General features: G+C 30.0%; 26 protein-coding genes. All 26 read left to right on the top strand.

Annotated features, from left to right (window positions below):
- The first annotated feature begins 221 nt into the window (after positions 1-221).
- Entirely contained in the window at positions 222-2,450 is a 2,229-nt protein-coding gene (recD2, locus tag BFN48_RS07990; protein ID WP_069650374.1) for an SF1B family DNA helicase RecD2, read from the top strand.
- A 5-nt stretch (positions 2,451-2,455) separates the two neighbouring features.
- Complete coding sequence (locus tag BFN48_RS07985) at positions 2,456-3,208, top strand: ComF family protein (RefSeq protein ID WP_069650373.1); 753 nt, start codon at positions 2,456-2,458, stop codon at positions 3,206-3,208.
- A gap of 22 nt (positions 3,209-3,230) precedes the next feature.
- Positions 3,231-3,641 (top strand): TIGR03826 family flagellar region protein, encoded by a 411-nt coding sequence (locus tag BFN48_RS07980; RefSeq protein WP_069650372.1) that lies wholly within the window; start codon positions 3,231-3,233, stop codon positions 3,639-3,641.
- 62 nt (positions 3,642-3,703) lie between these two features.
- Positions 3,704-3,994, top strand: coding sequence for a flagellar biosynthesis anti-sigma factor FlgM (gene flgM, locus BFN48_RS07975; RefSeq protein ID WP_069650371.1), 291 nt, complete (start codon positions 3,704-3,706; stop codon positions 3,992-3,994).
- Between the two features lie 15 nt (positions 3,995-4,009).
- Entirely contained in the window at positions 4,010-4,504 is a 495-nt protein-coding gene (locus tag BFN48_RS07970; protein WP_069650370.1) for a flagellar protein FlgN, read from the top strand.
- 11 nt (positions 4,505-4,515) lie between these two features.
- Positions 4,516-6,534 (top strand): flagellar hook-associated protein FlgK, encoded by a 2,019-nt coding sequence (flgK, locus tag BFN48_RS07965; RefSeq protein WP_069650369.1) that lies wholly within the window; start codon positions 4,516-4,518, stop codon positions 6,532-6,534.
- 110 nt (positions 6,535-6,644) lie between these two features.
- Positions 6,645-8,132 (top strand): flagellar hook-associated protein FlgK, encoded by a 1,488-nt coding sequence (gene flgK / locus BFN48_RS07960; RefSeq protein ID WP_069650426.1) that lies wholly within the window; start codon positions 6,645-6,647, stop codon positions 8,130-8,132.
- Between the two features lie 129 nt (positions 8,133-8,261).
- Entirely contained in the window at positions 8,262-9,281 is a 1,020-nt protein-coding gene (gene flgL / locus BFN48_RS07955) for a flagellar hook-associated protein FlgL (protein WP_069650368.1), read from the top strand.
- Between the two features lie 141 nt (positions 9,282-9,422).
- The gene (locus tag BFN48_RS07950) at positions 9,423-9,971 is read left to right on the top strand and encodes a DUF6470 family protein (RefSeq protein ID WP_069650367.1); all 549 of its coding nucleotides are present in this window, start codon (positions 9,423-9,425) and stop codon (positions 9,969-9,971) included.
- Positions 9,972-10,109: 138 nt separating this feature from the next.
- A complete protein-coding gene (fliW, locus tag BFN48_RS07945) occupies positions 10,110-10,562 on the top strand; it encodes a flagellar assembly protein FliW (RefSeq protein WP_069650366.1) in 453 nt (150 codons plus the stop codon).
- Positions 10,563-10,564: 2 nt separating this feature from the next.
- Positions 10,565-10,795, top strand: a complete 231-nt coding sequence (csrA, locus tag BFN48_RS07940; protein ID WP_069650365.1) for a carbon storage regulator CsrA — start codon at positions 10,565-10,567, stop codon at positions 10,793-10,795.
- A 249-nt stretch (positions 10,796-11,044) separates the two neighbouring features.
- Positions 11,045-11,884, top strand: a complete 840-nt coding sequence (locus BFN48_RS07935; protein WP_069650364.1) for a flagellin N-terminal helical domain-containing protein — start codon at positions 11,045-11,047, stop codon at positions 11,882-11,884.
- A 68-nt stretch (positions 11,885-11,952) separates the two neighbouring features.
- Positions 11,953-12,321, top strand: a complete 369-nt coding sequence (locus BFN48_RS07930) for a DUF8042 domain-containing protein (RefSeq protein ID WP_069650363.1) — start codon at positions 11,953-11,955, stop codon at positions 12,319-12,321.
- A gap of 1 nt (position 12,322) precedes the next feature.
- Positions 12,323-13,714 carry a motility associated factor glycosyltransferase family protein gene (locus tag BFN48_RS07925; RefSeq protein ID WP_069650362.1) on the top strand — a complete coding sequence of 464 codons (1,392 nt, stop codon included), beginning with the start codon at positions 12,323-12,325 and terminating at the stop codon, positions 13,712-13,714.
- Positions 13,707-15,590: a motility associated factor glycosyltransferase family protein gene (locus BFN48_RS07920; protein ID WP_069650361.1), complete on the top strand. Its 1,884-nt coding sequence runs from the start codon at positions 13,707-13,709 to the stop codon at positions 15,588-15,590. The genes BFN48_RS07925 and BFN48_RS07920 overlap by 8 nt, the downstream gene beginning before the upstream one ends.
- Positions 15,591-15,682: 92 nt before the next feature.
- A complete protein-coding gene (locus tag BFN48_RS07915; RefSeq protein ID WP_069650360.1) occupies positions 15,683-16,387 on the top strand; it encodes an acylneuraminate cytidylyltransferase family protein in 705 nt (234 codons plus the stop codon).
- Positions 16,374-17,420 carry an N-acetylneuraminate synthase gene (neuB, locus tag BFN48_RS07910; protein ID WP_069650359.1) on the top strand — a complete coding sequence of 349 codons (1,047 nt, stop codon included), beginning with the start codon at positions 16,374-16,376 and terminating at the stop codon, positions 17,418-17,420. The genes BFN48_RS07915 and neuB overlap by 14 nt, the downstream gene beginning before the upstream one ends.
- Positions 17,420-18,571 carry a UDP-N-acetylglucosamine 2-epimerase gene (gene neuC / locus BFN48_RS07905; protein ID WP_069650358.1) on the top strand — a complete coding sequence of 384 codons (1,152 nt, stop codon included), beginning with the start codon at positions 17,420-17,422 and terminating at the stop codon, positions 18,569-18,571. Before neuB ends, neuC begins: the two co-directional genes overlap by 1 nt.
- A gap of 20 nt (positions 18,572-18,591) precedes the next feature.
- Complete coding sequence (locus BFN48_RS07900) at positions 18,592-19,257, top strand: acetyltransferase (protein WP_069650357.1); 666 nt, start codon at positions 18,592-18,594, stop codon at positions 19,255-19,257.
- Complete coding sequence (locus BFN48_RS07895; RefSeq protein WP_069650356.1) at positions 19,241-20,317, top strand: nucleotidyltransferase family protein; 1,077 nt, start codon at positions 19,241-19,243, stop codon at positions 20,315-20,317. Before BFN48_RS07900 ends, BFN48_RS07895 begins: the two co-directional genes overlap by 17 nt.
- Entirely contained in the window at positions 20,301-21,293 is a 993-nt protein-coding gene (locus BFN48_RS07890; RefSeq protein WP_069650355.1) for an NAD-dependent 4,6-dehydratase LegB, read from the top strand. The genes BFN48_RS07895 and BFN48_RS07890 overlap by 17 nt, the downstream gene beginning before the upstream one ends.
- A 21-nt stretch (positions 21,294-21,314) precedes the next feature.
- The gene (locus tag BFN48_RS07885) at positions 21,315-22,427 is read left to right on the top strand and encodes a LegC family aminotransferase (protein WP_069650354.1); all 1,113 of its coding nucleotides are present in this window, start codon (positions 21,315-21,317) and stop codon (positions 22,425-22,427) included.
- A gap of 83 nt (positions 22,428-22,510) precedes the next feature.
- On the top strand, positions 22,511-22,906 hold the full coding sequence (locus BFN48_RS07880; RefSeq protein WP_069650353.1) for a flagellar protein FlaG: 396 nt from the start codon (positions 22,511-22,513) through the stop codon (positions 22,904-22,906).
- Positions 22,907-22,920: 14 nt separating this feature from the next.
- Positions 22,921-24,762 (top strand): flagellar filament capping protein FliD, encoded by a 1,842-nt coding sequence (gene fliD, locus BFN48_RS07875; protein ID WP_069650352.1) that lies wholly within the window; start codon positions 22,921-22,923, stop codon positions 24,760-24,762.
- 184 nt (positions 24,763-24,946) lie between these two features.
- A complete protein-coding gene (gene fliS / locus BFN48_RS07870) occupies positions 24,947-25,327 on the top strand; it encodes a flagellar export chaperone FliS (protein ID WP_069650351.1) in 381 nt (126 codons plus the stop codon).
- 2 nt (positions 25,328-25,329) lie between these two features.
- Positions 25,330-25,809 (top strand): flagellar protein FlgN, encoded by a 480-nt coding sequence (locus tag BFN48_RS07865; RefSeq protein WP_069650350.1) that lies wholly within the window; start codon positions 25,330-25,332, stop codon positions 25,807-25,809.
- Positions 25,810-26,058 lie beyond the last annotated feature (249 nt).

The raw sequence follows: 26,058 nt of genomic DNA, 5'->3' as shown, positions 1-26,058 counted from the left end.
AATAGCCAATAGCGAACGACGAATAGCGAGACACTATACACCAATAATAGACAAATGATATAATAATTATAAAAAATCTTCGATTTAAATGAATTTAAAATTAAGGAAGATTTTTTTGAAATCCATTACGGAAATTATATCTTAAGATTACCCACAATTTAACAAGGTATATAATTTCCTATGGATTATGAAAAATATAAAATATAATTGGAGGCTGAGTTTTGATTACTTTACAGGGAACTATTGAAGAGATAATTTATAGAAATGAATCAAACGGATATACTGTTGCCATATTAGAAACTGAAGATGATGTAGTAACTATAGTAGGCTATATACCAATAATAAATCTTGGAGAAACTCTTAAGGTTCAAGGAAACTGGATGTATCATTCTAATTATGGGCAGCAGTTTAAAGTAGATACATATCAGGCAGTAGTTCCTGCTTCATTAAACGGGATAGAAAAGTACCTTTCATCAGGTTTAATACCTGGGATTGGACCTAAAACTGCAAAAAAAATTGTTGAAAAATTCGGACTTAACTCTATAGATATACTTCAATATAATCCAGATAGATTAATAGAAGTTGAGGGAATTGGTAAGAAAAAGGCAGAAAAGATTGCAGAAGCTTTTGCAGAGCAAAGAGAGCTCAGGGATGTTATGATTTTTCTTCAGGAATACGGCATAAGTCCTACGTATGGAGTTAGAATATATAAGAAATATGGAAATGAAACAATATCAAAAATAAAAGAAAACCCATACAGATTATCAGAAGATATTTTTGGTATAGGATTTAAAATGGCAGATAAGATTGCAAGGAGTATGGGTGTAGATTTAAGGTCTAATTATAGAGTGTTTGCAGGTATAAAATTTACTTTGATGGAGTTTTCTTCTGAAGGTCATACATATGTACCAAAAGAAGAACTTGTAGATAAAACGCAGAGTTTGTTAGAAGTTGAAAGAGAACTTGTAGAGGACGGAATTACTGCTCTTGCACTAAAGCAGGAGATTCAGCTTGAGAATGTCGATAATGAAATTAGAGTTTACTATATGCCATTTTATTATGCTGAGGCTAATGTAAGCAAGAAAATTATAGAACTGGCTTTGACAGAATTAAAGGAACTTAATATAGATGTAGAAGAAGAAATTAATAAATTAGAACAGGAAAGCTCTATAAAATTTGCACAGAATCAGAAAGAAGCCATAAGGCAAGCAATTTTTAATGGAGTTTTAGTTATAACAGGAGGTCCTGGTACTGGAAAAACGACTACAATAAACAGCATAATAAAGTTATTTGAAAACCAAGGATTGTCTGTAGTATTAGCAGCTCCAACTGGTAGAGCTGCGAAGAGAATGAGTGAAGCTACTGGTAGAGAAGCAAAAACTATACACAGATTATTAGAGTATAGTTTTGTAGATGATGAAATAGGAATGGCATTTGCAAGAGATGAAGGTACACCAATAGATTCAGATGTAGTAATTATAGATGAAGTTTCTATGGTAGATATACTTTTAATGAATAATTTACTTAAGGCAATAATGCCAGGGACTAGATTGATATTGGTAGGTGATGTTGACCAATTACCGTCAGTTGGACCTGGTAATGTATTAAGAGATATAATAGATAGTAAGGTTGTAAAAGTAGTTAAATTAAATGAGATATTTAGACAGGCCCAAGAAAGCATGATTATAGTAAATGCCCACAGAATAAATAAAGGAAGTTTACCTTTTTTAAATGTAAAGGGTAAAGATTTCTTTTTTATTAATAAGGATTCTAGCGAAGAAGTAGTCGATACTATAATAGAGCTTTGCAAAGAGAGACTGCCTAAGTTTTATGGTTACGATCCTGTAAAAGATATTCAGGTTTTGACACCTATGAAAAAAGGCGATACCGGGGTAAATGCTTTAAATGAAAGGCTCCAAGAGGTCTTAAACCCTAAGCATAAACTTAAGAATGAAAAAAAGGTAGGGGAAAGCATTTTTAGAGTTGGGGATAAGGTTATGCAAATAAAAAATAACTATAGAATGAAGTGGGAAATTATAAAAGATGATGGTATAAATGAAGAAGGTGAAGGAGTATTTAATGGTGATTTTGGGTATGTTTATGATATAGATGAAGAAGAAAGTGAAATGACTGTTTTATTTGATGATAATAAAAAAGCAATTTATAGTTTTAGTCAGTTAGATGAACTAAAATTAGCATATGCTACAACAATTCATAAAAGTCAGGGAAGTGAGTTTCCAGTAGTTGTAATGCCTATATGTTGGGGACCACCAATGCTTTTGACAAGAAATCTTTTATATACTGCAATTACTAGAGCAAAAGAGTTAGTTGTACTTGTAGGCAATAAAAAGTTTTTATATATGATGATAAATAACAATAGAATTACAAAAAGATATTCAGGGCTTAATAAGCGATTGCATAGAGTTTTAGAATTTATTCAGAAAGGATAAAAATAATGAATAAATTTAAAGGCGTATTAAAAGCTTTTTTTGATACGATTTTAGAGCTTATCTATCCTGAAAAAGGTATATGTTTTATTTGTGAAGAGTATGATGTAGCTTTAGATGAAAGACATATATGTAAAAAATGTTTTAATGAGCTTATTTTTGTAAAAGGCAACATATGTACTGTTTGTGGTAAGCCGTTAGAACCGGGATATTTGCCGGATAGATGTCCTGACTGTATTAGACTTAAGCATTATTTTGAAAAGGTAATATCACCATTAGAATACACAGGGCTTGTAAAGGAAGCTATATACAAATATAAATATGGTAAGAAGGCATATATGTATAAGGCTTTAGGACCAATTTTAGTACAAGCCTTTATAGAAAGTGATATAAATGATATAGATATTATTGTACCAGTTCCACTTTACAAATCTAAAATAGCATATAGAGGGTTTAATCAATCTGAACTTTTATGCCGATATATATCTAAAATATTGAAAATACCATTAGATACAAAAAATTTCAAGAGAATAAAAAAGACAGAAATACAAAATAAACTTGATAAAAGAGAGAGAATTAAGAATGTAAAGGATGCATTTAAGGTTGTAAATAACCATGTTTTTAAAAATAAAAATATACTTTTAATTGATGATATTTATACTACAGGTGCGACAGTAGATGAGTGTAGTAAAACTTTATTGAAAGCAGGAGCAAACAAAGTTTATGTACTTACACTAGCTACTGTACCAATACATACATAATATTTTATCTGGGGGTGATATCTTGAATATTAGAAACTGTTCAAAGTGTGGGAAAATATATGCATATGATGGGTTTAATAAATTATGTCCTAAGTGTAGAAAAGAGGAAGAGGAAGAATTTGGTAGAGTAAAAGAATATATATATGATAATCCAGGAGCAAATATACAGTTAGTATCTGAAGAGACTGGCGTGCCTGTAAAAAAGATACTTAGATATTTAAGAGAAGGCAAGCTAGAATTGAAAGATGCACATAACAATTTGATACTAGCTTGTGAAAGATGTGGAAGACCTATTAAAACAGGAAGATTTTGTGATAAGTGTGTAGTAGAGTTACAACGAGAATTAAAAGGTGCTGTAGTTAAAAAGGAAAGAATTACAAGTAATAATAGAGCGAGAGACAAAATGTATATTGCAGAAAGATACAAAAAATAATCTAAAGTATTACCCCATCCTTACCGATAATAGAAGTAGAAAATAAGGATGGGGTGTTTTTTATGAAAATAATTAATAATAACATCTATAAAGCATTGAAATTGTATAAAAATCAAAAATTAACTAAGGATATAAAAACATCAGCTAAAACTGAGAAAAAAGATAAATTAAGCTTGTCTAACAAAGCAATAGAATATCAAATTGCTATGAAAGCATTAAGGGATGTACCTGATATTAGAAAAGACAAAGTTGAAGAGATAAAGAAACAAATAGAAACTGGAACTTACAAAATAGACTCTGGTAAGATTGTTGAAAAGATGTTTGAGAATGTAAATATTGACAAGCGAGTTTAATGGGTGGTGAAGAAAATGGAGAATCTGATTAAGGATTTGAAGGAGATTTTACTTCAGGAACTAAATTTATATAAGCATATGCTAGAGCTATCTATAGATAAAACAGAGATTATTACTTCAGGTCAGGTACGTGAATTAGATAAGATGACACAAAAGGAGCAGGCATTGATATTAAAGGCAGGTAAATTAGAAGATATAAGAGAAGATATTCTATCAAAAATTCAAGAAAAATTAAAATTGAAAAAAATTCAAAGCATATCAAAGCTTGCTGATTATTTAAGTGAAGAACAGAAAAAAGAAATAGAAGACATAAAGCAGCAGTTAATTGATGTTCTTAATAGTCTAAAGGAGAGAAATACACTTAATAGTACTTTAATAAAGGATTCACTAGAGTATATTAATTTAAATGTAAGTCTTTTGACTAATGCTTTATCTGGCAGCACTTATAGTGATAAGGTGAATAAAGATGATGTAGTACAAAGTAAAAGCATTTTTGATGCGAAAGTGTAGGAGGTACTTTTATGCGCTCGACTTTTTCAGGATTGTCTATTGCCATATCCGGTTTATATACAAATAAAAAATCATTAGATGTAACATCTCATAATATAGCTAATGTAAATAATCCTAGCTATGTAAGACAGCAGGTTATTCAATCTACTAGTCAATATTCTAATCTTCCAGGTGGTTTTCAGATAGGTACAGGAGTAACCATACAGCAGATTAGACAAATAAGGGATGAATTTTTAGATTTAAAATATAGGCTAGAGTCGGAACAACATGGCTATTGGTCTGCTAGAAATATGGTATTTGAACAGATACAAGGAATTTTGAACGAACTTTCTAATAGTGGGCTTCAAAAGGTTATGGATCAGTTTTGGAATGGTTGGGAAGAACTATCAAAAGAACCTGATAACCTTACGATAAGAGGGTTACTTAAAGAGAGGGCTATAGCTTTTATAGAAACTGTAAACCATTTAAGTCAGCAGATTGATAATTTGCAAATTAATCTTAATAAGGAAATAAATATAAAAGTTAATGAAATAAATGATATAGCTAAAAGGATAGCTAAAATAAATGATAATATTTTAATTTATGAAGTAAAGGGATATGAGGGAAATGATTATAGAGACGATAGAAATGCTTTACTAGATAGACTATCAGAGCTTGTAAATATAGAGTATAATGAAGAGTCTAATGGTGTAGTTAATGTTTCTATTGGTGGAAAAAGGCTAGTGAACGGAAAGTTTTATAGTGAAATAGAGACTAGAAAAAATGGAAGTGCTTTTGTAGATATATTCTGGAAAGATGTTTCGGAAAAAGTAAATATAGAAGGTGGAGAACTTTTAGGATTACTTCATTCAAGAGGAGATGTTCAAACAACTATATTAACTGAAGGAAATGGTACTGTAAATAAAGAGGTAGATGTAGTTATTGCAGTAGATATAACTACTTCAAATATGGCTGATATAAATAATATGATTAATAATTATAAAGATGATTTAAAAAATAGAGGCCTTGAGCCTAAATTCAAGCTTATTACATTCGGAAATGGTTCTATTACAGATATTACAGGTGGTTTTGTTGATGATTTTACTTCATCTTTATCACAGGTTGCGGAAGTTGGAAATGAAGATTTATCTGGTTTGATATCTAATATAGAATCAATGGCTGATTTTAGACAGAATTCACATAAAAAACTAATAATTATTACTGATGAAAATATTGGAGGAACTTCAAACGTAATTTCAGATAATGAAATAACAAATTATGTTGATAGATTAAATAATTTGGGAATATCTACAACTGTTATTTCTGATTCTACATATCAGTACACTGGGGATGTTGGAGAAGATGGTTGGGATAGTATAACAGATGGAACTGGTGGAAGATTCTTTAGTATTAATGATATTGCTAAAACTGATTTTGCTGAAAGTCTTTCTCAGGAGACTACAAATACTGCAAGCAGACATATGGGTAAATTGGGAAGTTTTCTAGAAATTATTCCTTCTGTTAAAAAGAAATTAAATGCATTTGTAAATACAATAGCAAGAAATGTAAACTATATACACAAAAAAGGTATAACTTTACTTGGAACGGTTGGAGAAGATTTCTTTGTAGCTGCTAATCCGAGTAAACCGATTGAAGCTGGAAATATTGCACTTAATCCTAGTTTAGATACACTGAACAATATAGCGGCTTCTCAATCTGGAGATAGAGGAGATGGAAGGATAGCAAAGAAAATAGCAGAACTTAGGAACGAATACCTATTTGCCGATATGAACAGTGATGATTATTATAGAGATATAATATCTTCTATAGGAGTTGCAGCAAATGAAGCTGTAACTATGGAAGAAAGTCAAAAAATACTTATATCGCAAATAGACGATAAGAGAAAATCTGTATCAGCAGTATCTTTAGATGAAGAAATGACAGATATGCTTAAATATCAGCATTCATATGTAGCTAATACAAGAGTAGTAAATGCGATAGATGAGATGATAGATAATGTAATAAATAAAATGGGAGTTGTCGGAAGATAAGATGCTAAATGCATCTTATCTTCCGAATGCTAAATGTTAAATGTTAAATATTTAAAAAGTTTCAAATGGGGGAGCAATTTAAAATTCATTTTATGAACGGAGTGAATATAATGTCTGGTTGGATAGGATTTAATACAGCAGTATCTGGACTTTTAGCAAGTCAAAAATCTTTATATACAACAAGTCACAATATTTCAAATGCAAATACTGAAGGATATTCAAGACAAAAAGTCTTACAAAAGGCTGCTTCACCATTACCATTACCAGGAATAGGGATGTTAGGAACTGGAACTGAAATATACGATATAGTTAGGGTAAGGAATGGTTATGTTGACTTTAAATACTGGCAAGAAAATGCTCCAACAGGAGAATGGGAAATAAAAAGAGATACTTTAGTTGAAATAGAAAATGTATTTAATGAACCTTCAGATTCAAGCTTTAGACAATTTTTAGATGAGTTTTTTGATGCACTGGAAACTTTAAGTACCGATCCTTCTAGCTATGCTCATAGATCATTAGTTAGAGAGAAGGCTGTAGCTCTTACAAGACATATTAATGAAACTGCTCAAAGACTTTATGCTCTGCAAAAGGAATTAAACTTTGCAGTGAGTACAAAAATAAAACAGGTGAATGATTTAGCAGGGCAAATTAGAAATCTAAATGAACAGATATATGGACTTGAACTTGATGGTACTAAAGCTAATGATTTAAGAGATAGAAGAGCTTTATTGGTTGATGAATTATCTAAAATAGTAAACATTAAAGTGAGCGAAAATAATGGTAAATTTACAGTTTCAATTGGAGGAATGTCATTAGTGGATCATACTCAAGTTAATTTATTAAAAGATCCTCCAAACGTAATAGATAATGTAAATAACCCTAAGGAAAAATTAGTACAGGTGCAATGGGAATTAGGAAATCAAGATGTAGTAATAGAATCTGGAGAGCTTAAAGGATTGTTAGATTTAAGAGATGGCGATGGAGTAGGAAATAATTATAGAGGTGTTGTATTCTATATAAAGAGATTAGATGAATTTGCTAATAAAATAGTAGAAAAAATTAATGAAATGCATTCAAGTGGCTATGGCTTAAATGATACAACAGGAATGTTTTTGTTTACTGCTGACGGTAAAAAAACTTCTGATTATACCAATTTAAATGAATTGTTAAATGAAGTTAAGGCTGTTAATATATCGCTATCTGGAGATATTGTATCTAATTTAGATAATATAGCTGCTGCCATGCAGCCTAATGGAGTAAATGCTAACGGAAATGTTTTGAATCTTATTGCATTGAGAGAGGACAAGACGTTTTTTGATAATACAACTCCACAGGGTACACCAGATGACTTTATTAAGGCAGTATTGTCTAACCTTGCAGTTGATAGTCAGCAGGCTGGAAGGATGAGTGAAAATCAAAGTGCAATTATGGATAATATCAAACAGAAAAGGGAATCAGAATCTGGAGTATCTATAGATGAAGAAATGTCTAATATGGTGAAGTTTCAACATTCATATAATGCGGCTGCTAGAATGATAACTACAATAGATGCAATATATGAGGTGACAATTAATAGATTAGGACTTGTCGGCAGATAAATTTTGAATGTTTAATGTTAAATTTTAAATGTTAAATATAAAGATGATTGGCTATTTGTCGTCCGCTGTTCGTTTTTCGAGTATCGAATGACGAACAGCGAAAAGCGGCATCTTGAAAGGAGATTGGGTATGCGTATTACAAATAATATGCTTATAAGTAATATGATGAGAAACTTAAATAATAATCTTAAAAAGATGGACAAGATACAGAAAAAGCTTTCTTCAGGAAAGAAATTTCAGCTTCCATCAGACGATCCAATTGGAGTATCTAGAAGCTTGAAGTTAAATACTGATATTGCCAAAATAGAACAGTATAAACGTAATTTAGATGATGCTGTATCGTGGCTTGAAATAACAGAATCAGCTATAGCAGAAGTAGGAGATGTATTACAAAGAGCGAGAGAGCTTACAGTTCAAGCTGCAAATGGTACAAATGATGTTACTGATTTGAAACAGATATCATCAGAAATTGATCAATTAAAAGACCATTTAATAAATATTGCAAATACTACATATGCAGGAAGATATATTTTTACTGGATTTAAAACTGATGTACCTTTGCTTGATGAAAATGGTAAGTATAAACTTACTAACTATAATGTTGGTGCAGGAATTTTCGCATCGAATAAATTAGAAAAGAATGAAATATCTAAGTACAATGTCGGAGTGTCGGATAACGTAGAAGTTAATGTAGTAGGAGTTAGAGTATTTGGTAAGCTAGAAGTAAGTTTGGACAATCCTAATTTTGATACAGATGTGAATGGATATGATATTGATAAAACAAATAAAACTTCAGATTCAACTAATGCAGATCAAAGTTATCTTATTGCATTGTTTGATGACTTGAAAAATGCAATGGATAATGGAGATGTAGATACAATAGAAAGAAGTTTGGGAAGAATAGATAAAGTTATGGAAAACTTATTGTCTGTAAGAGCAGATATAGGAGCTAAAATGAATAGACTTGAATTAACTAAAAAGAGACTAGAATCTCAGTCAGTAAACTTTACAAAACTTTTAGCTGAAAATGAAGAAGCAGATATTGCAGAAGTTATTATGAACTTAAAGATGAACGAAAATGTATACAGAGCATCATTATCAGCAGGTGCAAGAATAATACAACCAACACTTGTCGACTTTTTAAGGTAAAATATTTTACCTTAAAAAGTCGAATTGTAAATTGTAAATGTTAAATGTTAAATATTAGATTGATAATGAAAAGAGAAGTAATTTATTATTATTTAAAATTCAAAATTTAAAATTTAAAATTGTTTTTTCTGGGGGTAGAAAATGCCACTACAAATAACTACCACAAAACCAATAATACAAATTAATACAACAAATGGACAGATGAATATTAGACAGCCTAAAGGAGAGCAAAATATAGAAACGACTATGCCAAGAGTTAAAATAGAGAGTGAAAAACCAAGGGTTATTATAGACCAGTATCAGTGTTTTGCTGAATCTGGTCTTAAAAATTACTTGGATTTAGAAAAACAAGCTGCAATGCTTGGCTATCAGAGGGTACTGGAAGGGATTGCAAGAATAGTAGAAGATGGTAACAGAATGGCACAAATAGAGAATGGTATGCCTCCAGCTATTCCAGAACTAGCAGAAAAAAATGCATGGGAAGAATTTGACTATAATATAGATATTATACCAAAATCAAGACCTAAAATAGATGTAGAGGGAAGTTTAAATATAGATTGGGAGTTAGGAAAGGTAAATATAGACTATAAAACAAATAGACCGATTATTAATTTTCAAAGAGGGAAAGTGGAAATATATCTTAAACAAAAGCCTAGTATAGAAATAAGATATGTGGACGTGAAAATATAAATAAATTTAAAATTAAAAATGTAAAATGTAAAATTGATTTGTCGATCGCTATTTGTCATTCGCTGTTCGTTAAATTAAAGGCGAAGATCGAAAGACGAAAAGCGAAAGACGATTTTTTACTAAAAAGGAGGCGCAATAATGAAACTCAATACTAAACATTTCGGAGAGATTGAAATAGATGAAGACAGCATAATTACATTCTCGGATGGATTATTAGCTTTTGAAGAACAAAAGAGATTTGTAATAATAAATAACCCAGATGAAGAAATCCCATTTAAATGGCTTCAATCAATAGACAATCCTAATCTTGCCTTTGTAATAATAAATCCATTTCTTTTCAAAAAAGATTACGAGATTGATATCCCCCAATCAGTTATTGATAAGCTTGATATAAAAGAAGAAAAAGATATTTTAGTATACTCAATAGTTGTTGTACCAGAGGATATAACAAAAATGACAGCTAATTTGGTAGGACCTATAATAATCAATTCAAAAAATAAACTAGGGAAGCAAATAATATTAGAAGATAGTAGATATACTACTAAACATCTGATATTAGATGAACTTGGCAAGTTAGGTCAGGAGGTATAAATATGCTTGTGCTGACTAGAAAGAAAAACGAGAGTATAGTTATAAATGGGGATATCGAAATTGTTGTGGTAGGAATAGAGGATGGAAAGGTTAAACTTGGTATAAAAGCACCTAAAAATGTAGAAATACATAGAAAAGAAATCTACGAAGCCATTCAAAAAGAAAACAAAAAAGCTGCTAATACACCAAATATTGATTTTAGAGCTCTAAAGAAAATATTAAAAAATAATTGACAATTTATGATGGATATTTAAAAAAATTTTTTCAAAAAACGCTAAAGTCGGACAAGTACCTGCCGATAATTATAATGAGAAGAAAATAAACACTTCTCTACGGGCGGCCGACGTGGAGAATCATTTTTATTCAAAATTTTCTATTTGTATTTAAAATCTAAATTTTTAATTTTGAATTTTAAAATTTCAATTCCGCCGAAGGCGGATACGGCATGGATGCCAAAAATAATAATTCAAGGAGGAGATTTCATGAGAATTAATCACAATTTAATGGCTTTAAATGCTCACAGACAATTAAAAATCAATAGTTTCGCACAAGAAAAGTCACTTGAAAAATTATCTTCAGGATACAGAATAAACAGAGCTGGAGATGACGCAGCAGGACTTGCAATTTCAGAAAAAATGAGAGCTCAAATCAGAGGATTACAACAAGCATCAAGAAATGCTCAAGACGGTATTTCTTTAATCCAAACTGCTGAGGGAGCATTACAAGAAACTCAAGCTATACTTCAAAGAATGAGAGAGTTAGTAGTTCAAGCTACAAATGATACTAATGTTACAGAAGACAGATTACAAATAAACAAAGAGCTTGAGCAGTTAATTCAAGAAATTGATAGAATAGCTGATACAACTGAATTCAACAATAAGAAATTGTTAAACGGTAGTTTAGCAGCAGGTACAGCAACTGCTACATTCCAAATCGGAGCAAATAGCGGACAAGTTATGAAGATAAATATTGGAGAAATGCACGCTTCAGCTGGTGCATTAGATGTAAGTAAAATTGTTATTTCTAATGGTACAGATGCAGCTTCTCTTACAGCTATGTTAAGTGTATTAGATACTGCAATTCAGTCTGTATCTGCAGAAAGAGCAACATTAGGTTCTTACCAAAACAGATTAGAGCATACAATTAAGAACCTAGATGTATCTGCTGAGAACTTACAAGCATCAGAATCAAGAATTAGAGACGTAGATATGGCTAAGGAAATGATGGAATTTACAAAACAAAACATTCTAAACCAAGCTGCAACAGCAATGTTAGCACAAGCTAACCAAGCTCCACAAGGAGTATTACAGCTATTAAGATAATTTAGGTTAATTAGGGGGCTGACCAATTTATACAGGTCAGCCTTATTTTAACTTGGGAGGAGAAAGTTATGGGACAAAATATTGTTTATGAAGCTTTAGAAACATTATATGATTATTCTTTTAGATTGATAGATGGAATTAATGCAGCAGTTGAAGATTTTAGAGAGCAGCGAGAGGACAAAGGATTAGAAATATTGCCTCAGATTATAGAAGGACTTCAATGGGCAATAGAAGTTGTTTTTAGAACAAAGTATGTTCTGCAGGAGTATGAAATTGAAATAGAAGAAGAGGAAATAAAGGATTTACTTAATGAACTTTTAGATGCAGTTGAGAATCAAGACTATGTATTAATTTCAGACTTACTGGAGTATGAAATCATTGAATTATTGAAAGAATGGCAAAAGGGTTTACAAAAAATGAATTTTCAGGTGAATTAATATGTACTACGAGAAAAATGTAGAGCTACTAGAAAAAAACTATCCGGATATTTATTGCAAGATTAAAGATATAAGTATTAATGATAATGAATTTGAGATTATAAAATCTAAAAATAAATTTCCTACTTTGAGAATAAATAGTAATGGTCGAAGTTATTATTTACACAGTAAGTATAATCCAATAAAAGAGGCAGAGATTTTTGCTGAAAAAAATTATAATGATAATGTATTAAACTATGTTGTTTATGGTTTTGGGTTTGCTTATCATATAGAAAAATTACTGGAATTAAATCATAATATTGAGTTGTATGTTTTTGAAACTAATAAATATGTTTTTAAAGCTGCACTTGAAAACATAGATTTAAGTGATTTAATAAAAAATCCTAAAGTTCACATTATAGTAGAAGATGATATAAATATTTTTGTTAATAGATTTAGAAACCTTTTAAAGCTGGAAAACAAAAAATTTATTATACATTTGCCTTCTTTACAGTCTATGCCGAGAAAATTTGAAGAAATAAGATATTTGTTAGAAGAATTTAGAGTTCAAGAGCATTCCATGCTAAATGCATCTAATATTTTAGATAAAAACTTCGAGAAAAATATTAAGAATTATGACAAAAATATAGATGTTTTATTTAAAAAGTTTATTGATATTCCTCTCGTACTTGTTTCAGCAGGACCATCTCTCGATAAAAATAAGACTTTATTAAAGAAAGTAAAGAATAGAGCTATTATATTAGCTGTAGGTAGAGCTGTAAAACCTCTTATAAGAGAAGGTATTTATCCAGATATTATTATTATTACCGATCCTTATGATATCGTATATAATCAACTAGAAGGATTAGATATTAAAATTCCTATAATTGTACTTTCTACGTGTAGTGAAAAAGTTATGAATAACTACAAAGGCTATAAATTTATAGCATTGCAAGAAGGGTATTATTTAGCAGAAAAGTATGCAAAGGAAAATGGGAATATGCTAATTAGGACAGGAGGGTCAGTTGCAACTACAGCTCTAGATATAGCTATAAAATTTGGATGTAATCCTATTATATTTGTTGGACAAGATTTGGCTTATACTAATGGTAGGTCTCATGCTAGAGATACATATTTATGCCAAGAAATAATAATGAAAGAAAACTTGAGAAAAGTTGAGGGAATAGATGGCAAACCAGTGTTTACAACTAAGAGTTTATCAATATTTCGCAGATGGATTGAAAATAGAATAGAAAAAGAAAAAAGAGTTACTTTTATTGATGCTACTGAGGGTGGAGCTAAAATAAGAGGAACTATTATAATGACGCTGAAAGAGGTTATAGAAGAAAAATTAAAGGATAGATATATTGATTTTACACGAGTATTAGAAGAGGTGGTAGAAAAAAGTGACTGAATTTAATCAAATATATAATATGAATTTGAATAGTTTAGAAAAGAGATATCCACGTTGTTTAGAAAAGTTAAATTCTGAAGATGATTCTGAATTAGACATCTATGTTGTAGATTCTAAAGATGAGAATAAATCTATGGTAATAAAAAATCAAGGTTATACTATGCACATTCATAGTAAGTACCGTCCTTTGCAGGAAGCAAGAAGATGGGCTGATACTTTTAAAATAACCAAATATTCTGTTATCATAATGTTTGGTTTTGGATTAGGATATTATGCAAAAGAAATAGTAAAACAAATGGATAAGGATAATATTTTGCTTATTGTTGAACCGAATGTAAAAGTGTTTAAAGAAGCTATTAGACATATTGATTGTAGCGATATATTGGAAAATAAAAATGTATATCTAGCTTTAGGAAAAGAATATAAAAATATTTTATGGCAGATTGTAACTTTGAATAATGTAAGTAAAGTTATTTATAAAAGTATACCAAACTATGATAAGCTGTTTTTGAAAGATTATAAGAACTTTGTAGAAGCTATAAAAGAGATAATGTATATAAGAACTGCTGAAAGGAATACTGTAATGTTATTTTCAAAAAAATGGCAGTTCAATCTATTTAAAAATCTCCCATATATATTTGAAAGTAATTTTGTAAAAGATTTATTTAATATGTTTGAAAAGAAACCAGCAATTATTGTTTCAGCAGGTCCATCTTTAAATAAAAATGTACATTTATTAAAAAAAGTAAAAGAAAAGGCGGTTATAATCTGTGTTGATACTGCTTTAAAAGTGCTTTTAAAAGAAAATATAAAACCTGATTTAGTCATATCTGTAGATGGTGATATATTAAATTATGAAAAATTCAAGGGGATTAATTATGATGATATTCCTTTAGTTTATACTATTAAAGTATATCCTGATATATTAAAAGACCATAAAGGAGAAAAAATATTATTTTTACTAAGAGATGAAGAGTTTATTGTAAGGTTATTTAAAGAATTACATGTTGATCCAGGATATTTAAGCATAGGTGGGTCAGTTGCTACTTCTGCTTTTAGCCTAGCTGTACAAATGGGTGCAGATCCTATTATTTTTATAGGGCAAGACTTAGCATATACGGGTAAAAAAACTCATGCAGAAGGTACAATGTATGATGGTAGGAACAAATTAGATGATCAAAAATCAAAAAGTAATAAAATATATATGACAGTTAAAGACATAAATGGTCAAGATATTTTGACAGATGCGGGCTTATATACATTTTTAGTATGGTTTGAAAAACAAATTGCTGAAGATAAATCTGAAAAGATGTATATTGACGCTACTGAAGGCGGAGCAAAGATAAAAGGCACAAAAGTTATGACTTTTGCAGAAGTAATAGATAAATACTGTTTAGAAGATATAGATGTTACAAGAAAAATAAAAGATATTTTTGACAATAAACGTGTAATTAAAAAAGAAGATATTATTAAAATTATAGATAATTATAAAGAAATTCGAAAAGAATTTGAAAGGATTAAAAATAAATGTGAAAAAGCTTTAGATTTAAGCTCAAAACTATATAAGATATATAAGAATAATAGATATAATACTGCAGAAACAGATAAAATTTTAGAAAAACTGGACAAAATAGATAACTACATAAAGGATAGAAAATCACAATTTGAATTGATAAATTCTGTTTTGCAGCCAGTTATTTATAGTGTTTTTAATGTGTTAAATTCAGAAGAAGATGAAAGTGAAAGACAAAAAGGAATGCGTATAGCTAAAAAAAGTGAGCTATTGTATAGCGGTATAAAGGAGGCAATAGATTATTCTATTCCTTTATTAGATGAATGTATAAAAGATATGGAAAAATTAACTGAGAAACAGTAATTTTTATGTTTAAATATGTATTTAAAAATATTGGAGTTTTTGTCGATATTATAGATATAAGATATATTTTCAATAAAAGGAGTATTAATAGTATGAGTATATTAGCAATTATACCAGCTAGAGGTGGGTCTAAGGGAGTACCAAAAAAGAATATAAGAAAATTAAATGGTATTCCACTTATAGCCTATACTATTATCGAAGCTGCAAAGGTTGACAGGCTTTCTAATATAATTGTATCTACAGATAGTGAAGAAATTGCTGCTATAGCTGAAAGTTATGGTGCTAATATACCTTTTATACGACCTAGACATTTGGCTACAGATACAGCAAATTCAATAGATGTTGTATTACATGCTATAGAGCATTTTGAGAAAAAAGGCATCTATTATAAAGATATAATGTTACTGCAACCAACTTCTCCTTTAAGAGATAGTAAAGATATAGAAAATTGTATTGATTTATATAAGAAAAATATTTGTGATAGCGTTATAAGTGTTTGTGAAGCTATAACACATCCTTATTTATGCAAAAAGATTGATAATAAGGGTAGACTTGAAGATTTTGTTCTTAAAAAGGAAAAATATACACGTAGACAGGATATGCCTAAAGCATACCAGTTAAATGGTGCAATTTATTTGACTTCAGTTAATGTTATAAAAGAGAGAAAGAGTTTTTATGGAGATACTGTTATGCCTTATATAATGGATGTCATGAAATCTATCGATATTGATACGGAATTAGATTTTAAAATAGCTGAATTAGTTATTAAGGAGAGTATAAAAAATGTATCTAAATAAAGATTTATTGAGAGATAGAACTTTTATTATAGCAGAAGCTGGTGTAAATCATAATGGGGATTTGCATTTAGCTAAAAAACTTGTTGATGCAGCTGCTGATGCAAAAGTAGATGCTATAAAATTTCAAACATTTAGAGCTGACAAACTTGTTACAAAAAAGGCTGAAAAAGCCGAGTATCAGAAACAAAATACAAAAACTAATGAATCTCAATATGAGATGTTGAAAAAATTAGAATTAACATATGAGGATCATTTAGAGTTATATAATTATTGTGAAAAAAAAGGGATTATGTTTATTTCAACTCCCTTTGATATAGATAGTGTAGACTTATTAGAAAAATTGGGTGTTAAAATGTATAAGTTAGGCTCTGGCGATTTAACTAATAAGCCATTGCTTAAATATGTAGCTAGCAAAAATAAACCAATAATTTTATCTACAGGCATGGCAAGTTTAGCAGAAGTAGAAGAGGCAGTTAAATGGATTCAACAGGAAGGTAATAATCAGATTATTCTTCTGCATTGCACATCAAATTATCCTACTTCTTATAAGGATGTAAATTTAAAAGCTATGGAAACGATGAGACAAGCCTTTAAATTACCAGTAGGATATTCTGATCATACTATAGGTATAGAAGTTTCCATTGCTGCAGTAGCAATGGGGGCTTGTGTCATAGAAAAGCATTTTACATTAGATAAAGAAATGAAAGGGCCAGATCATAGAGCTTCTCTTGAACCAGAAGAACTTAAACAAATGGTAAGTAGTATTAGAAACATTGAATTATCAATGGGAGATGGGATAAAAAGATGTACACCGAATGAAGAAAATGTGAAAAAAGTAGCAAGAAAAAGTATAGTTGCAGTTAAATATATAGAAAAGGGTGAAGTAATCACTGAGGATAAGATAGCAATAAAAAGACCAGAGTATGGGATAAAACCAAAGTACATTGATGAAATAATAGGTTATAAAGCTGTACAGAGCATAAAAGAAGATACTCCTATTACGTGGAATATGATTAGAAAAGAGGATGCTTAATGACCAGGATTGCAGTATTAACAGGAACAAGAGCAGAATATGGATTATTGTATTGGATAATAAAAACAATACATGATGATCCGAACTTAGAGCTTCAATTAATTGTAACTGGTACTCATTTGTCACCTGAATATGGTCTAACGGTTAAAGAAATTGAGAAAAGTGGTATACCAATAGCTGAAAAAATAGATATGATTCTTTCAACAGATAGTGAGCAAGGTATAGCTAAATCTATGGGAGTGCTTATGATAAGTTTGGCTCAATCTCTTGAAAGATTAAGACCAGATATTTTACTAATACTAGGCGACCGATATGAAGTATTAGCTGCAGCTTCCACGGCTGTGGCTATGAATATACCTATTGCACATTTATGTGGTGGAGAGTCAACTGAAGGAGCGATAGATGAACAGATTAGACATGCAGTAACTAAACTCTCGCATATACATTTTGCTCAAAGTGAATTTTATAGACAAAGAATTATAAAAATGGGAGAAGAAGAATGGAGAGTTCATAATATAGGCATCATTGCTTTTGAAAATATAAAAAGATTACCTTTACTTAGCAAAACACAACTTGAGAAAGAATTAGGTATAAAACTAGATAATACGAATTTTGTGGTAACTTATCATCCAGTAACATTAGAAAATGATAGTCTTGAGTATCAGATAGATAATCTTTTGAATGCTTTGAGTAGATTTAAAGCTAATATAATATTTACTTATCCTAATGCGGATAGTGGTGGAAGATTAATAATTGATAAAATAAAACAATTTCAAACACATCATCAAAATGCACATGTATATTTTAGTTTGGGGCAAATAAGATATTTGAGCTTGCTTAAATACTCTGATGTTATGATAGGTAATTCATCTAGTGGTATTTTAGAATCACCATTTTTTAAATTACCTACAGTTAATATTGGAAATAGACAAAAGGGAAGGATGCGACCACCTAATGTGGTAGATGTGTCTTATAATGAGGATGACATTGTTGAAGGTATTAATAAAGCTTTGAATAAGGAGTTTAGAAACTCTTTAAATAATAAAATTAATATATATGGTTCTGGTGATTGTAGTAGCCAAGTTGTGAAAATTATCAAGGAGGCTTTATTAAATAAAAATTTATTAAAGAAAAAATTATCTTTCAAATAGTAGAAGGGGTTTAACCAAATATGAAAGAAAAAGTCATTCTAATAGGCGGCGGTGGCCATTGTAAGGTGGTTATTGATGCTATAAAAAGAGAAAATAGATATGAAATAGTTGGTATAACAGATATACGAAGTATTGGAGAAAAGGTTTTAAATGTTCCTATTATAGGGAATGATAGCAAACTTCAAGAAATTCGTAATAGTGGTATAAATAAAGCTCTAATTACTTTGGGGAGCATAAAAGATAATAGTTATAGAATAAGTCTGTACGATAAGGTAAAACGAATAGGTTTTAGTTTTATTAATGTTATTCATCCACAAGCAATTATTGGTGAACAAGTTTTTATGGAAAATGGTAATGTAATATTACCAGGTGTGATAATTAATGCTTGTACTCGCATTGGAAATAATTGTATTATCAATACTGGGTCGATTATAGAGCATGATTGTGTTATAGGAGACCATGTTCACATATCTCCAGGAGTTAAGATAGCTGGTGGAGTTAAAATAGGTAAAGGGTCTTTTATAGGTATTGGAAGCACAATAATTCAAGGAGTAAAAATAGGTAATAATGTAACTATTGGAGCAGGAGCTGTAGTTATAGAAGATATTCCAGATAATGCTATTGTCGTTGGAATACCAGCTAAAAATATAAAATATAAGGATGATGAAAATGAGAAGAGATATTAGTAACATACTTATCAGTCCTGATATGAAAATTAAAGATATTATTGAGGTAATTGATAGAGGTGCATTAGGAATTGCTTTGGTTGTTAATGAAGAGAGACATTTATTGGGAACGATAACTGATGGAGATATAAGGAGAGCAATTCTAAAAGGTATGAGTTTTGAAGAAAAAGCAGAAAAAATTATGAATGAGAACTATGTTTTTGTTGGACAAGGTGCATCTAAAAGGTTTATAAATAGATTATTTGAGATAAAGCAAATACGGCAAATCCCTATATTAGATGATGATGGAAGAGTTATAGATATTGTTCTGTTAAATGATATTTTAAAGAAGAGTGACAAAGAAAATTGGGCAGTAATTATGGCAGGAGGTTTGGGAACAAGATTGAGGCCTTTAACTTATGAAGTTCCTAAGCCAATGTTGAAAATAGGGGATAAACCTATTTTAGAAACTATTATTGAACAGTTAAGTTCATATGGCTTTAAAAATATTTTATTAGCTGTAAATTATAAGGCACAAATAATTGAGAGCTATTTTAGAGACGGTAAAGATTTTGATGTAAACATAGAATATATCCATGAAAAGCAACGTTTAGGTACAGCAGGAGCGTTAAAATTAGCAAAACAATACCTGGATAAGCCTTTTATTGTAATGAATGGTGACATACTGACCAAGGTTAATTTTGAACGTTTTCTAGAGTATCATAAAAATAATAAGTTTGATATTACTATTGCAAGCAAAAAGTATGATATACAAATCCCTTATGGAGTTTTGGATATTAATGAGACAAGGGTTCAAAAAATTGAGGAAAAACCTAAAATGAATTTTTTTGTAAACGGTGGTATATATTGCGTAAATCCAGAACTTATAGAGTATATACCTGATAATGAATACTATGACATTACAGAACTTATAAATAAAGCTTTAGAAAATAATTGTAATGTAGGAAGTTTTCCAATTAGGGAATATTGGTTAGATATTGGACAGATTCCTGATTATGAACGAGCTATTCAGGATTATTATAATATTTTTAGGAGTGAGGCTTGTGCAACTAAAGAATAAAAAGGTTTTAGTAACAGGAGCAGATGGATTTATTGGTAGCCACTTAACTGAGAGATTAGTTGAGTTAGGGGCGAATGTAACAGCTTTGGTACAATACAATTCGTTTAATAACTGGGGATGGATTGAAACATTAGATAAGCATGTAAAAAAAGAAATAGAAGTATATACAGGGGATATAAGAGAGTATGATAATATTTCTAAAGTTATTAAAGGTAAAGATGTTGTATTTCATCTAGCAGCTTTAATTGCTATACCATATTCTTATCAGTCACCTGCTGCATATGTTAGAACAAATGTAGAAGGTACACTAAATATATTGGAAGCATGTAAGACGTATGAGGTTCAGAAAATTGTACACACATCAACAAGTGAGGTTTATGGTACAGCTCAATATGTACCTATTGATGAAAAACATCCTTTACAAGGACAGTCGCCATACTCTGCTAGCAAAATTGGTGCAGATAAGATTGCTGAAAGTTATTATAGGTCTTTTGATTTGCCTGTAGCTACTATCAGACCATTTAATACTTATGGTCCAAGACAGTCTGCAAGAGCAGTAATACCTACAATTATTTCTCAAATATTATCAGGAAAGGAAACGATAAAGTTAGGGGCTTTGTCGCCAACTAGAGATTTTAATTATGTAAAGGATACTGTAGAAGGTTTTATACGTATGGCAGAAGTAGATGAAAGCATTGGACAAGTAATTAATATTGGAACGAATAGAGAAATTTCTATTGGAGATTTAGCTAAAAAAATAATTTCGCTTACAGGTAAAAAAGTAAAAATAGAATGTGATGAGCAACGTTTAAGACCTGAGAAAAGTGAAGTAAATAGACTATTATGCGATAATACAAAAGCTAAAGAAATATTAGGATGGAGTCCTAGATATACATTAGATGAGGGACTAATGGAAACTATAGAATGGATAAATAATAACTTAAATTATTTTAAGACAGATATATATAATGTTTAATTTAATGAAAGAGGGATAAAAGTGATACCATTGTGTATACCAGAAATAAGAGGGAATGAGTGGAAATATATTAAAGAATGTTTAGATACAAATTGGGTTTCATCAGCAGGTAAATATGTTGATTTGTTTGAAGAAAGATTTAAAGAGTACATTGGTTCTAAAAAAGCTATAGTTACTGTGAATGGAACATCTGCTTTACATTTAGCATTGTCAATATTGGGAATAGGACCTGGAGATGAGGTAATAGTTCCATCTATGACTTTTGTTGCTTCGATAAATCCGATTATTTATGTTGGTGCAGAACCGGTATTTGTTGATATATGTAGAGATACATATGTAATGGATGTTAATAAAGTCGAGGAACTTATAACTGAAAAAACAAAGGCTATCATGCCAGTTCATATATATGGGCATCCCGTGGATATGGAACCTTTAATGAAATTAGCAAAGAAATATAATCTATATGTTATAGAAGATGCAACTGAGGCCTTAGGGTCAGAATATATGACTAGTGACGGAATATGGCATAAAGTAGGAACAATTGGAGATATAGGATGTTTTAGCTTTAATGGTAATAAATTGATTACAACAGGCGCTGGAGGAATGCTTGTTACTAATGATGAAGAGCTTGGAGAAAAAGCGAAATTCTTAAGTACTCAGGCAAAAGTAATAGGAGAAAATAAAAGTTTTTCCCATCCAGAAATAGGATATAATTTTAGAATGCCGAATCTTTTAGCGGCTATGGGAGTTGCTCAGCTAGAGAAAATTGAAGAATATATTAAAATCAAAAGAGATAATGCAAAGTATTATAATCAGTTATTGAAAGAAGTAGAGGGTATAACAATTCCAATAGAAAAAGATTGGGCAAAAAACTGTTATTGGCTATATTCGATAGTTATAGAAGATGAGTATGGTATTAAAAGAGATGAACTAATTAAAATAATGGCTGAGAATAAAATAGAAACAAGACCATTTTTTAATCCGATACACAATATGATTCCATATAAAAAATATAAATGCGGCAAATTAACAGTTACTAATGAGTTAAGCAGAAAGGGAATCAATTTACCTTCTTCTGTATCTTTAACGTTTGAAGATATAGATAAAATAGCGAAAATAATTAGGAGAGCATGATAAATATGCTCTTTTTTTTAAACTTTTTATAAATTCTTCCGATAATTATAATAGAAGATAGAGTAAGAACGGAGGAGAGAAGAATGAAAATAGAAAATTCGTTAGTTAGTGCTAATATTAATTCACAAACCTCTATTCGAAATATAAAGTATGTTGAAGAAGTAAGTAAAATACAAGGAATAGATGGCAATACAAATATGAATGAAAATGCTGATATTCCTTTGTCTCAGAAACCGCAATATGAATTATCTATTGGAGAAAAGGCTTTAATTAAAGCTATTGAGGATGCAAATAAGAAATTAGTAGGCGCACAAAAAGAAGTAAGATTTAGTATACATGAAGCAACTAAACAGATAATGATAAAAATTGTAAATATAGAAACTAATGAAGTTATCAGAGAAATACCACCAGAAAAGATTCTTGATGTAGTGGCTAAGATTATTGAACTATCAGGGATATTTGTAGATGAAAGAAGATAAAGTGAGGTGATAAAGTGAGTGATGTATTAAGGATAACAGGACTAGCTACTGGTATAGATACAGATCAAATGATAAAAGATTTAATGAAAGTTGAAAATATTAAAGTAGACAAAGCGAAACAAGAAAGACAATACTTAGTATGGCAAAGAGATGCTTATAGAGAAATTAGCAATTTGCTTAGAGGATTTAAAGACGAATATTTTGATGTACTTAAACCAGAAACAAATTTCATGTCATCTAGTATGTTTAAAGCCTATGAAGCTACTGCTAAAGTAAATGGTATTGTAACAAGTGCTGTTACTGTTGAAGCTACTTCATCTGCTTTACTTGGTACTCATAAATTGGAGCAAATTACACAGCTTGCGACAAAAGATACGTGGACAAGCTCAGACAAAGTATCAAGCGGGTTAACTGGAGCGGCTGTCAATTTAGCGGGATTAAATAACGGTGACACTTTTGATTTGACTTTAGATGGGGTGAAAAAGACAATAACTTTAGAAAAAGATTATGGAAGTTTAACCGTTACACAGCTAAAAGATGATTTACAGGTATTAATAGATAATGCTTTTGGAGCTGGTAATATAACTGTTATTGAAAATGGAGGAACTCTTACTTTTGAAGCAGATGGCCATACTTTAGTCATTAGTGATACTAATACAGGAGATACTACAGTTAGTGATTTAGGTTTTACATCAGGCGATAAAAATATTTTTGACTTAAATAAAACTTTAGATTCTAATGTTGAATTTACAATAAATGGTATAACATTTAGTTTTGATACTAGTTATACATATGCTGATATAATAAATGAAGTAAATTCAAGTGATGCGAATGTAACTTTAAGTTACAGTAGTTTAACAGATAAATTTACACTGCAGGCTAATCAAGAAGGGGCAGTAAATAATATTTCTTTATCCGATGTAACTGGGAATCTGCTAACAGGTACTTTTAAGCTAATAAATACTAGTCAAGGTCAAGATGCTATATTTAAATTAGATGGTGTTACTACAACAAGAAGCTCTAATACATTTACTATTGACGGAGTAACATATACATTAAATTCAACTTATACAGATGTAAATCCTATAGATATTACTATAAGTTCTAATCCAGATGACTTAATAGAGAAAATAAAGGGATTTGTTGAGAAGTATAATGAGGTTATCTCTACAATAAATGGAAAGCTTAGTGAAAAGAAATATTATGATTATAAACCGTTAACTGATGCTCAAAAGGATGAGATGACAGAAAAAGAAATAGAACTATGGGAAGAGAAGGCGAAAAGTGGAATTTTAAGAAGTGATTCTATACTTGAAGGCATAGTTAATGATATGAGAACAGCTTTATATGATTCTGTTGAAGGTGTAGGAATAAGCTTGTATGATATAGGCATAACAACAAGCTCCAATTACAAAGACAGAGGAAAATTAGTTATTAATGAAGAGAAATTAAGACAGGCTTTAGAGGACAGACCTCAAGATGTAATGAATTTATTTGCTAAGGAATCAGATATTGATTATTCTGATACTTCAAATAGGGCTCAAAGGTATAATGAAGAAGGGTTAGCACATAGATTATATGATATTTTGCAGGATAATATAAGGACTACAAGAGATAGTAATGGAAGAAAAGGGTTGTTATTAGAAAAGGCAGGTATTGAAAATGATGTAACAGAATATAATAATGTGTTAAATGAGAAAATAAGTGACTATGATGAAATGATAAATGAGCTATTAGATGAATTAGCAGATAAAGAAAATTACTATTATACGATGTTTGCAAGAATGGAAAGAGCGATACAGCAGATGAATAATCAATCAGCGTGGCTTATGGGTCAATTAGGTGGTGGAATGTAAGCATAAAGAATGCATTGCATTCTTTATGTAAAATGTAAAATTAAATATAAAAGTGAGAATAAAGTATAAGAACGAGGGAATAACGGATAGTAGGTTCAAATTATATAAAATATATATTGTAATGCAATAAATGGCATTAAAATAATTACATCTAATAAAGAATTTTATGGAAGGATGAAAAAGTATGGCAATGAAAAATCCATATGCACAGTATCAGCAGAATTCGATAATGACAGCTTCTCCTGAAGAGTTAACTTTAATGTTATATAATGGAGCATTAAAGTTTTTGAAGCAGGCAATTCTATATATAGAAGAAAAAAATATAGAAAGTGCTCATGAAAGGATATTAAGAGTTCAGGACATTTTAGTTGAGTTTATGTCAACAGTCGATAGAAAATATGAAATAGGAGATAATTTATACAAATTATATGAATTTATGAATTATAGGTTAAGAGAAGCAAATTTTAAGAAAGATATAGAAGTATTAGAAGAAGTTTATGTGATGATAAAAGAGTTAAGAGACACATGGCAACAGGCTATGAAGATAGCTAAAAAGGGGAAATAGAAATGCTAAAAAAAAATAGTGAGATTGAAAAGCTACTCTCACTTTTAAAAGAGAAACATAAGCTATTAAATGAGATTTTGGAAATAACTAATCTTCAAACGAAGATAATAAAAGAACAAAAGTACGATAGGTTGAATAATCTAATAAATAGTAAACAGTTAAGAATTGATAAGATAAATAGTATAGATAGTAGATTTAATAAAGCATTTGAAAATATAAGACAAGAGTATAATATTGAAGAAATTTATGAATTAGATGTTGGAAATGAGAATCTGATTAAGTTTAAAAAACTAACAGAAGACATGTATAATATCATGACTCAAATACACCAAGTTGAGAAGAAAAATAATGAAATAATACAGAAAGACTACGAATTAGTTAAAGCTAAACTAAAACAGATAAAGAAGGGTAAACAGGTTACATCTAACTATTATAGGATACCTGTTCAGATAGAAGGATATTTTATTGATAAGAAAAAATAAAAAAGTTTTGAGTTTTAAACCTCAGACATAAAGTCTGAGGTTTATTTAATTATGTAAGCTTTGCAAAATGTATAGTTTCGAATAAATTTGAAACTACTATATAATTTTAAATTTTACATTTTCAATTTTCAATTTCTTTTCCATTTTCCCTGTTTTCTAATCCTAGTACCCAGCCCCCAGTACCTAGCACCTAGTACCCAGTACCTCAATATATTGTATATAAAAAAAATGCAACTACTAACAAAAAAA

This window comes from Caloranaerobacter ferrireducens, from assembly GCF_001730685.1.
Taxonomy (GTDB): Bacteria; Bacillota; Clostridia; order Tissierellales; family Thermohalobacteraceae; genus Caloranaerobacter; species Caloranaerobacter ferrireducens.
Note: the sequence above shows the minus strand (reverse complement) of the source record. Positions and strands in the feature narration are given on the sequence as shown.

Bases quoted from the DNA above. Each gene is read 5' to 3' on its own strand.
- BFN48_RS07985 (WP_069650373.1), top strand. From the start codon at position 2,456: ATGAATAAATTTAAAGGCGTATTAAAAGCTTTTTTTGATACGATTTTA.
- flgM (WP_069650371.1), top strand. From the start codon at position 3,704: ATGAAAATAATTAATAATAACATCTATAAAGCATTGAAATTGTATAAA.
- BFN48_RS07970 (WP_069650370.1), top strand. From the start codon at position 4,010: ATGGAGAATCTGATTAAGGATTTGAAGGAGATTTTACTTCAGGAACTA.
- flgK (WP_069650369.1), top strand. From the start codon at position 4,516: ATGCGCTCGACTTTTTCAGGATTGTCTATTGCCATATCCGGTTTATAT.
- flgK (WP_069650426.1), top strand. From the start codon at position 6,645: ATGTCTGGTTGGATAGGATTTAATACAGCAGTATCTGGACTTTTAGCA.
- flgL (WP_069650368.1), top strand. From the start codon at position 8,262: ATGCGTATTACAAATAATATGCTTATAAGTAATATGATGAGAAACTTA.
- BFN48_RS07950 (WP_069650367.1), top strand. From the start codon at position 9,423: ATGCCACTACAAATAACTACCACAAAACCAATAATACAAATTAATACA.
- fliW (WP_069650366.1), top strand. From the start codon at position 10,110: ATGAAACTCAATACTAAACATTTCGGAGAGATTGAAATAGATGAAGAC.
- csrA (WP_069650365.1), top strand. From the start codon at position 10,565: ATGCTTGTGCTGACTAGAAAGAAAAACGAGAGTATAGTTATAAATGGG.
- BFN48_RS07935 (WP_069650364.1), top strand. From the start codon at position 11,045: ATGAGAATTAATCACAATTTAATGGCTTTAAATGCTCACAGACAATTA.
- BFN48_RS07930 (WP_069650363.1), top strand. From the start codon at position 11,953: ATGGGACAAAATATTGTTTATGAAGCTTTAGAAACATTATATGATTAT.
- BFN48_RS07925 (WP_069650362.1), top strand. From the start codon at position 12,323: ATGTACTACGAGAAAAATGTAGAGCTACTAGAAAAAAACTATCCGGAT.
- BFN48_RS07915 (WP_069650360.1), top strand. From the start codon at position 15,683: ATGAGTATATTAGCAATTATACCAGCTAGAGGTGGGTCTAAGGGAGTA.
- neuB (WP_069650359.1), top strand. From the start codon at position 16,374: ATGTATCTAAATAAAGATTTATTGAGAGATAGAACTTTTATTATAGCA.
- neuC (WP_069650358.1), top strand. From the start codon at position 17,420: ATGACCAGGATTGCAGTATTAACAGGAACAAGAGCAGAATATGGATTA.
- BFN48_RS07900 (WP_069650357.1), top strand. From the start codon at position 18,592: ATGAAAGAAAAAGTCATTCTAATAGGCGGCGGTGGCCATTGTAAGGTG.
- BFN48_RS07895 (WP_069650356.1), top strand. From the start codon at position 19,241: ATGAGAAGAGATATTAGTAACATACTTATCAGTCCTGATATGAAAATT.
- BFN48_RS07880 (WP_069650353.1), top strand. From the start codon at position 22,511: ATGAAAATAGAAAATTCGTTAGTTAGTGCTAATATTAATTCACAAACC.
- fliS (WP_069650351.1), top strand. From the start codon at position 24,947: ATGGCAATGAAAAATCCATATGCACAGTATCAGCAGAATTCGATAATG.
- BFN48_RS07865 (WP_069650350.1), top strand. From the start codon at position 25,330: ATGCTAAAAAAAAATAGTGAGATTGAAAAGCTACTCTCACTTTTAAAA.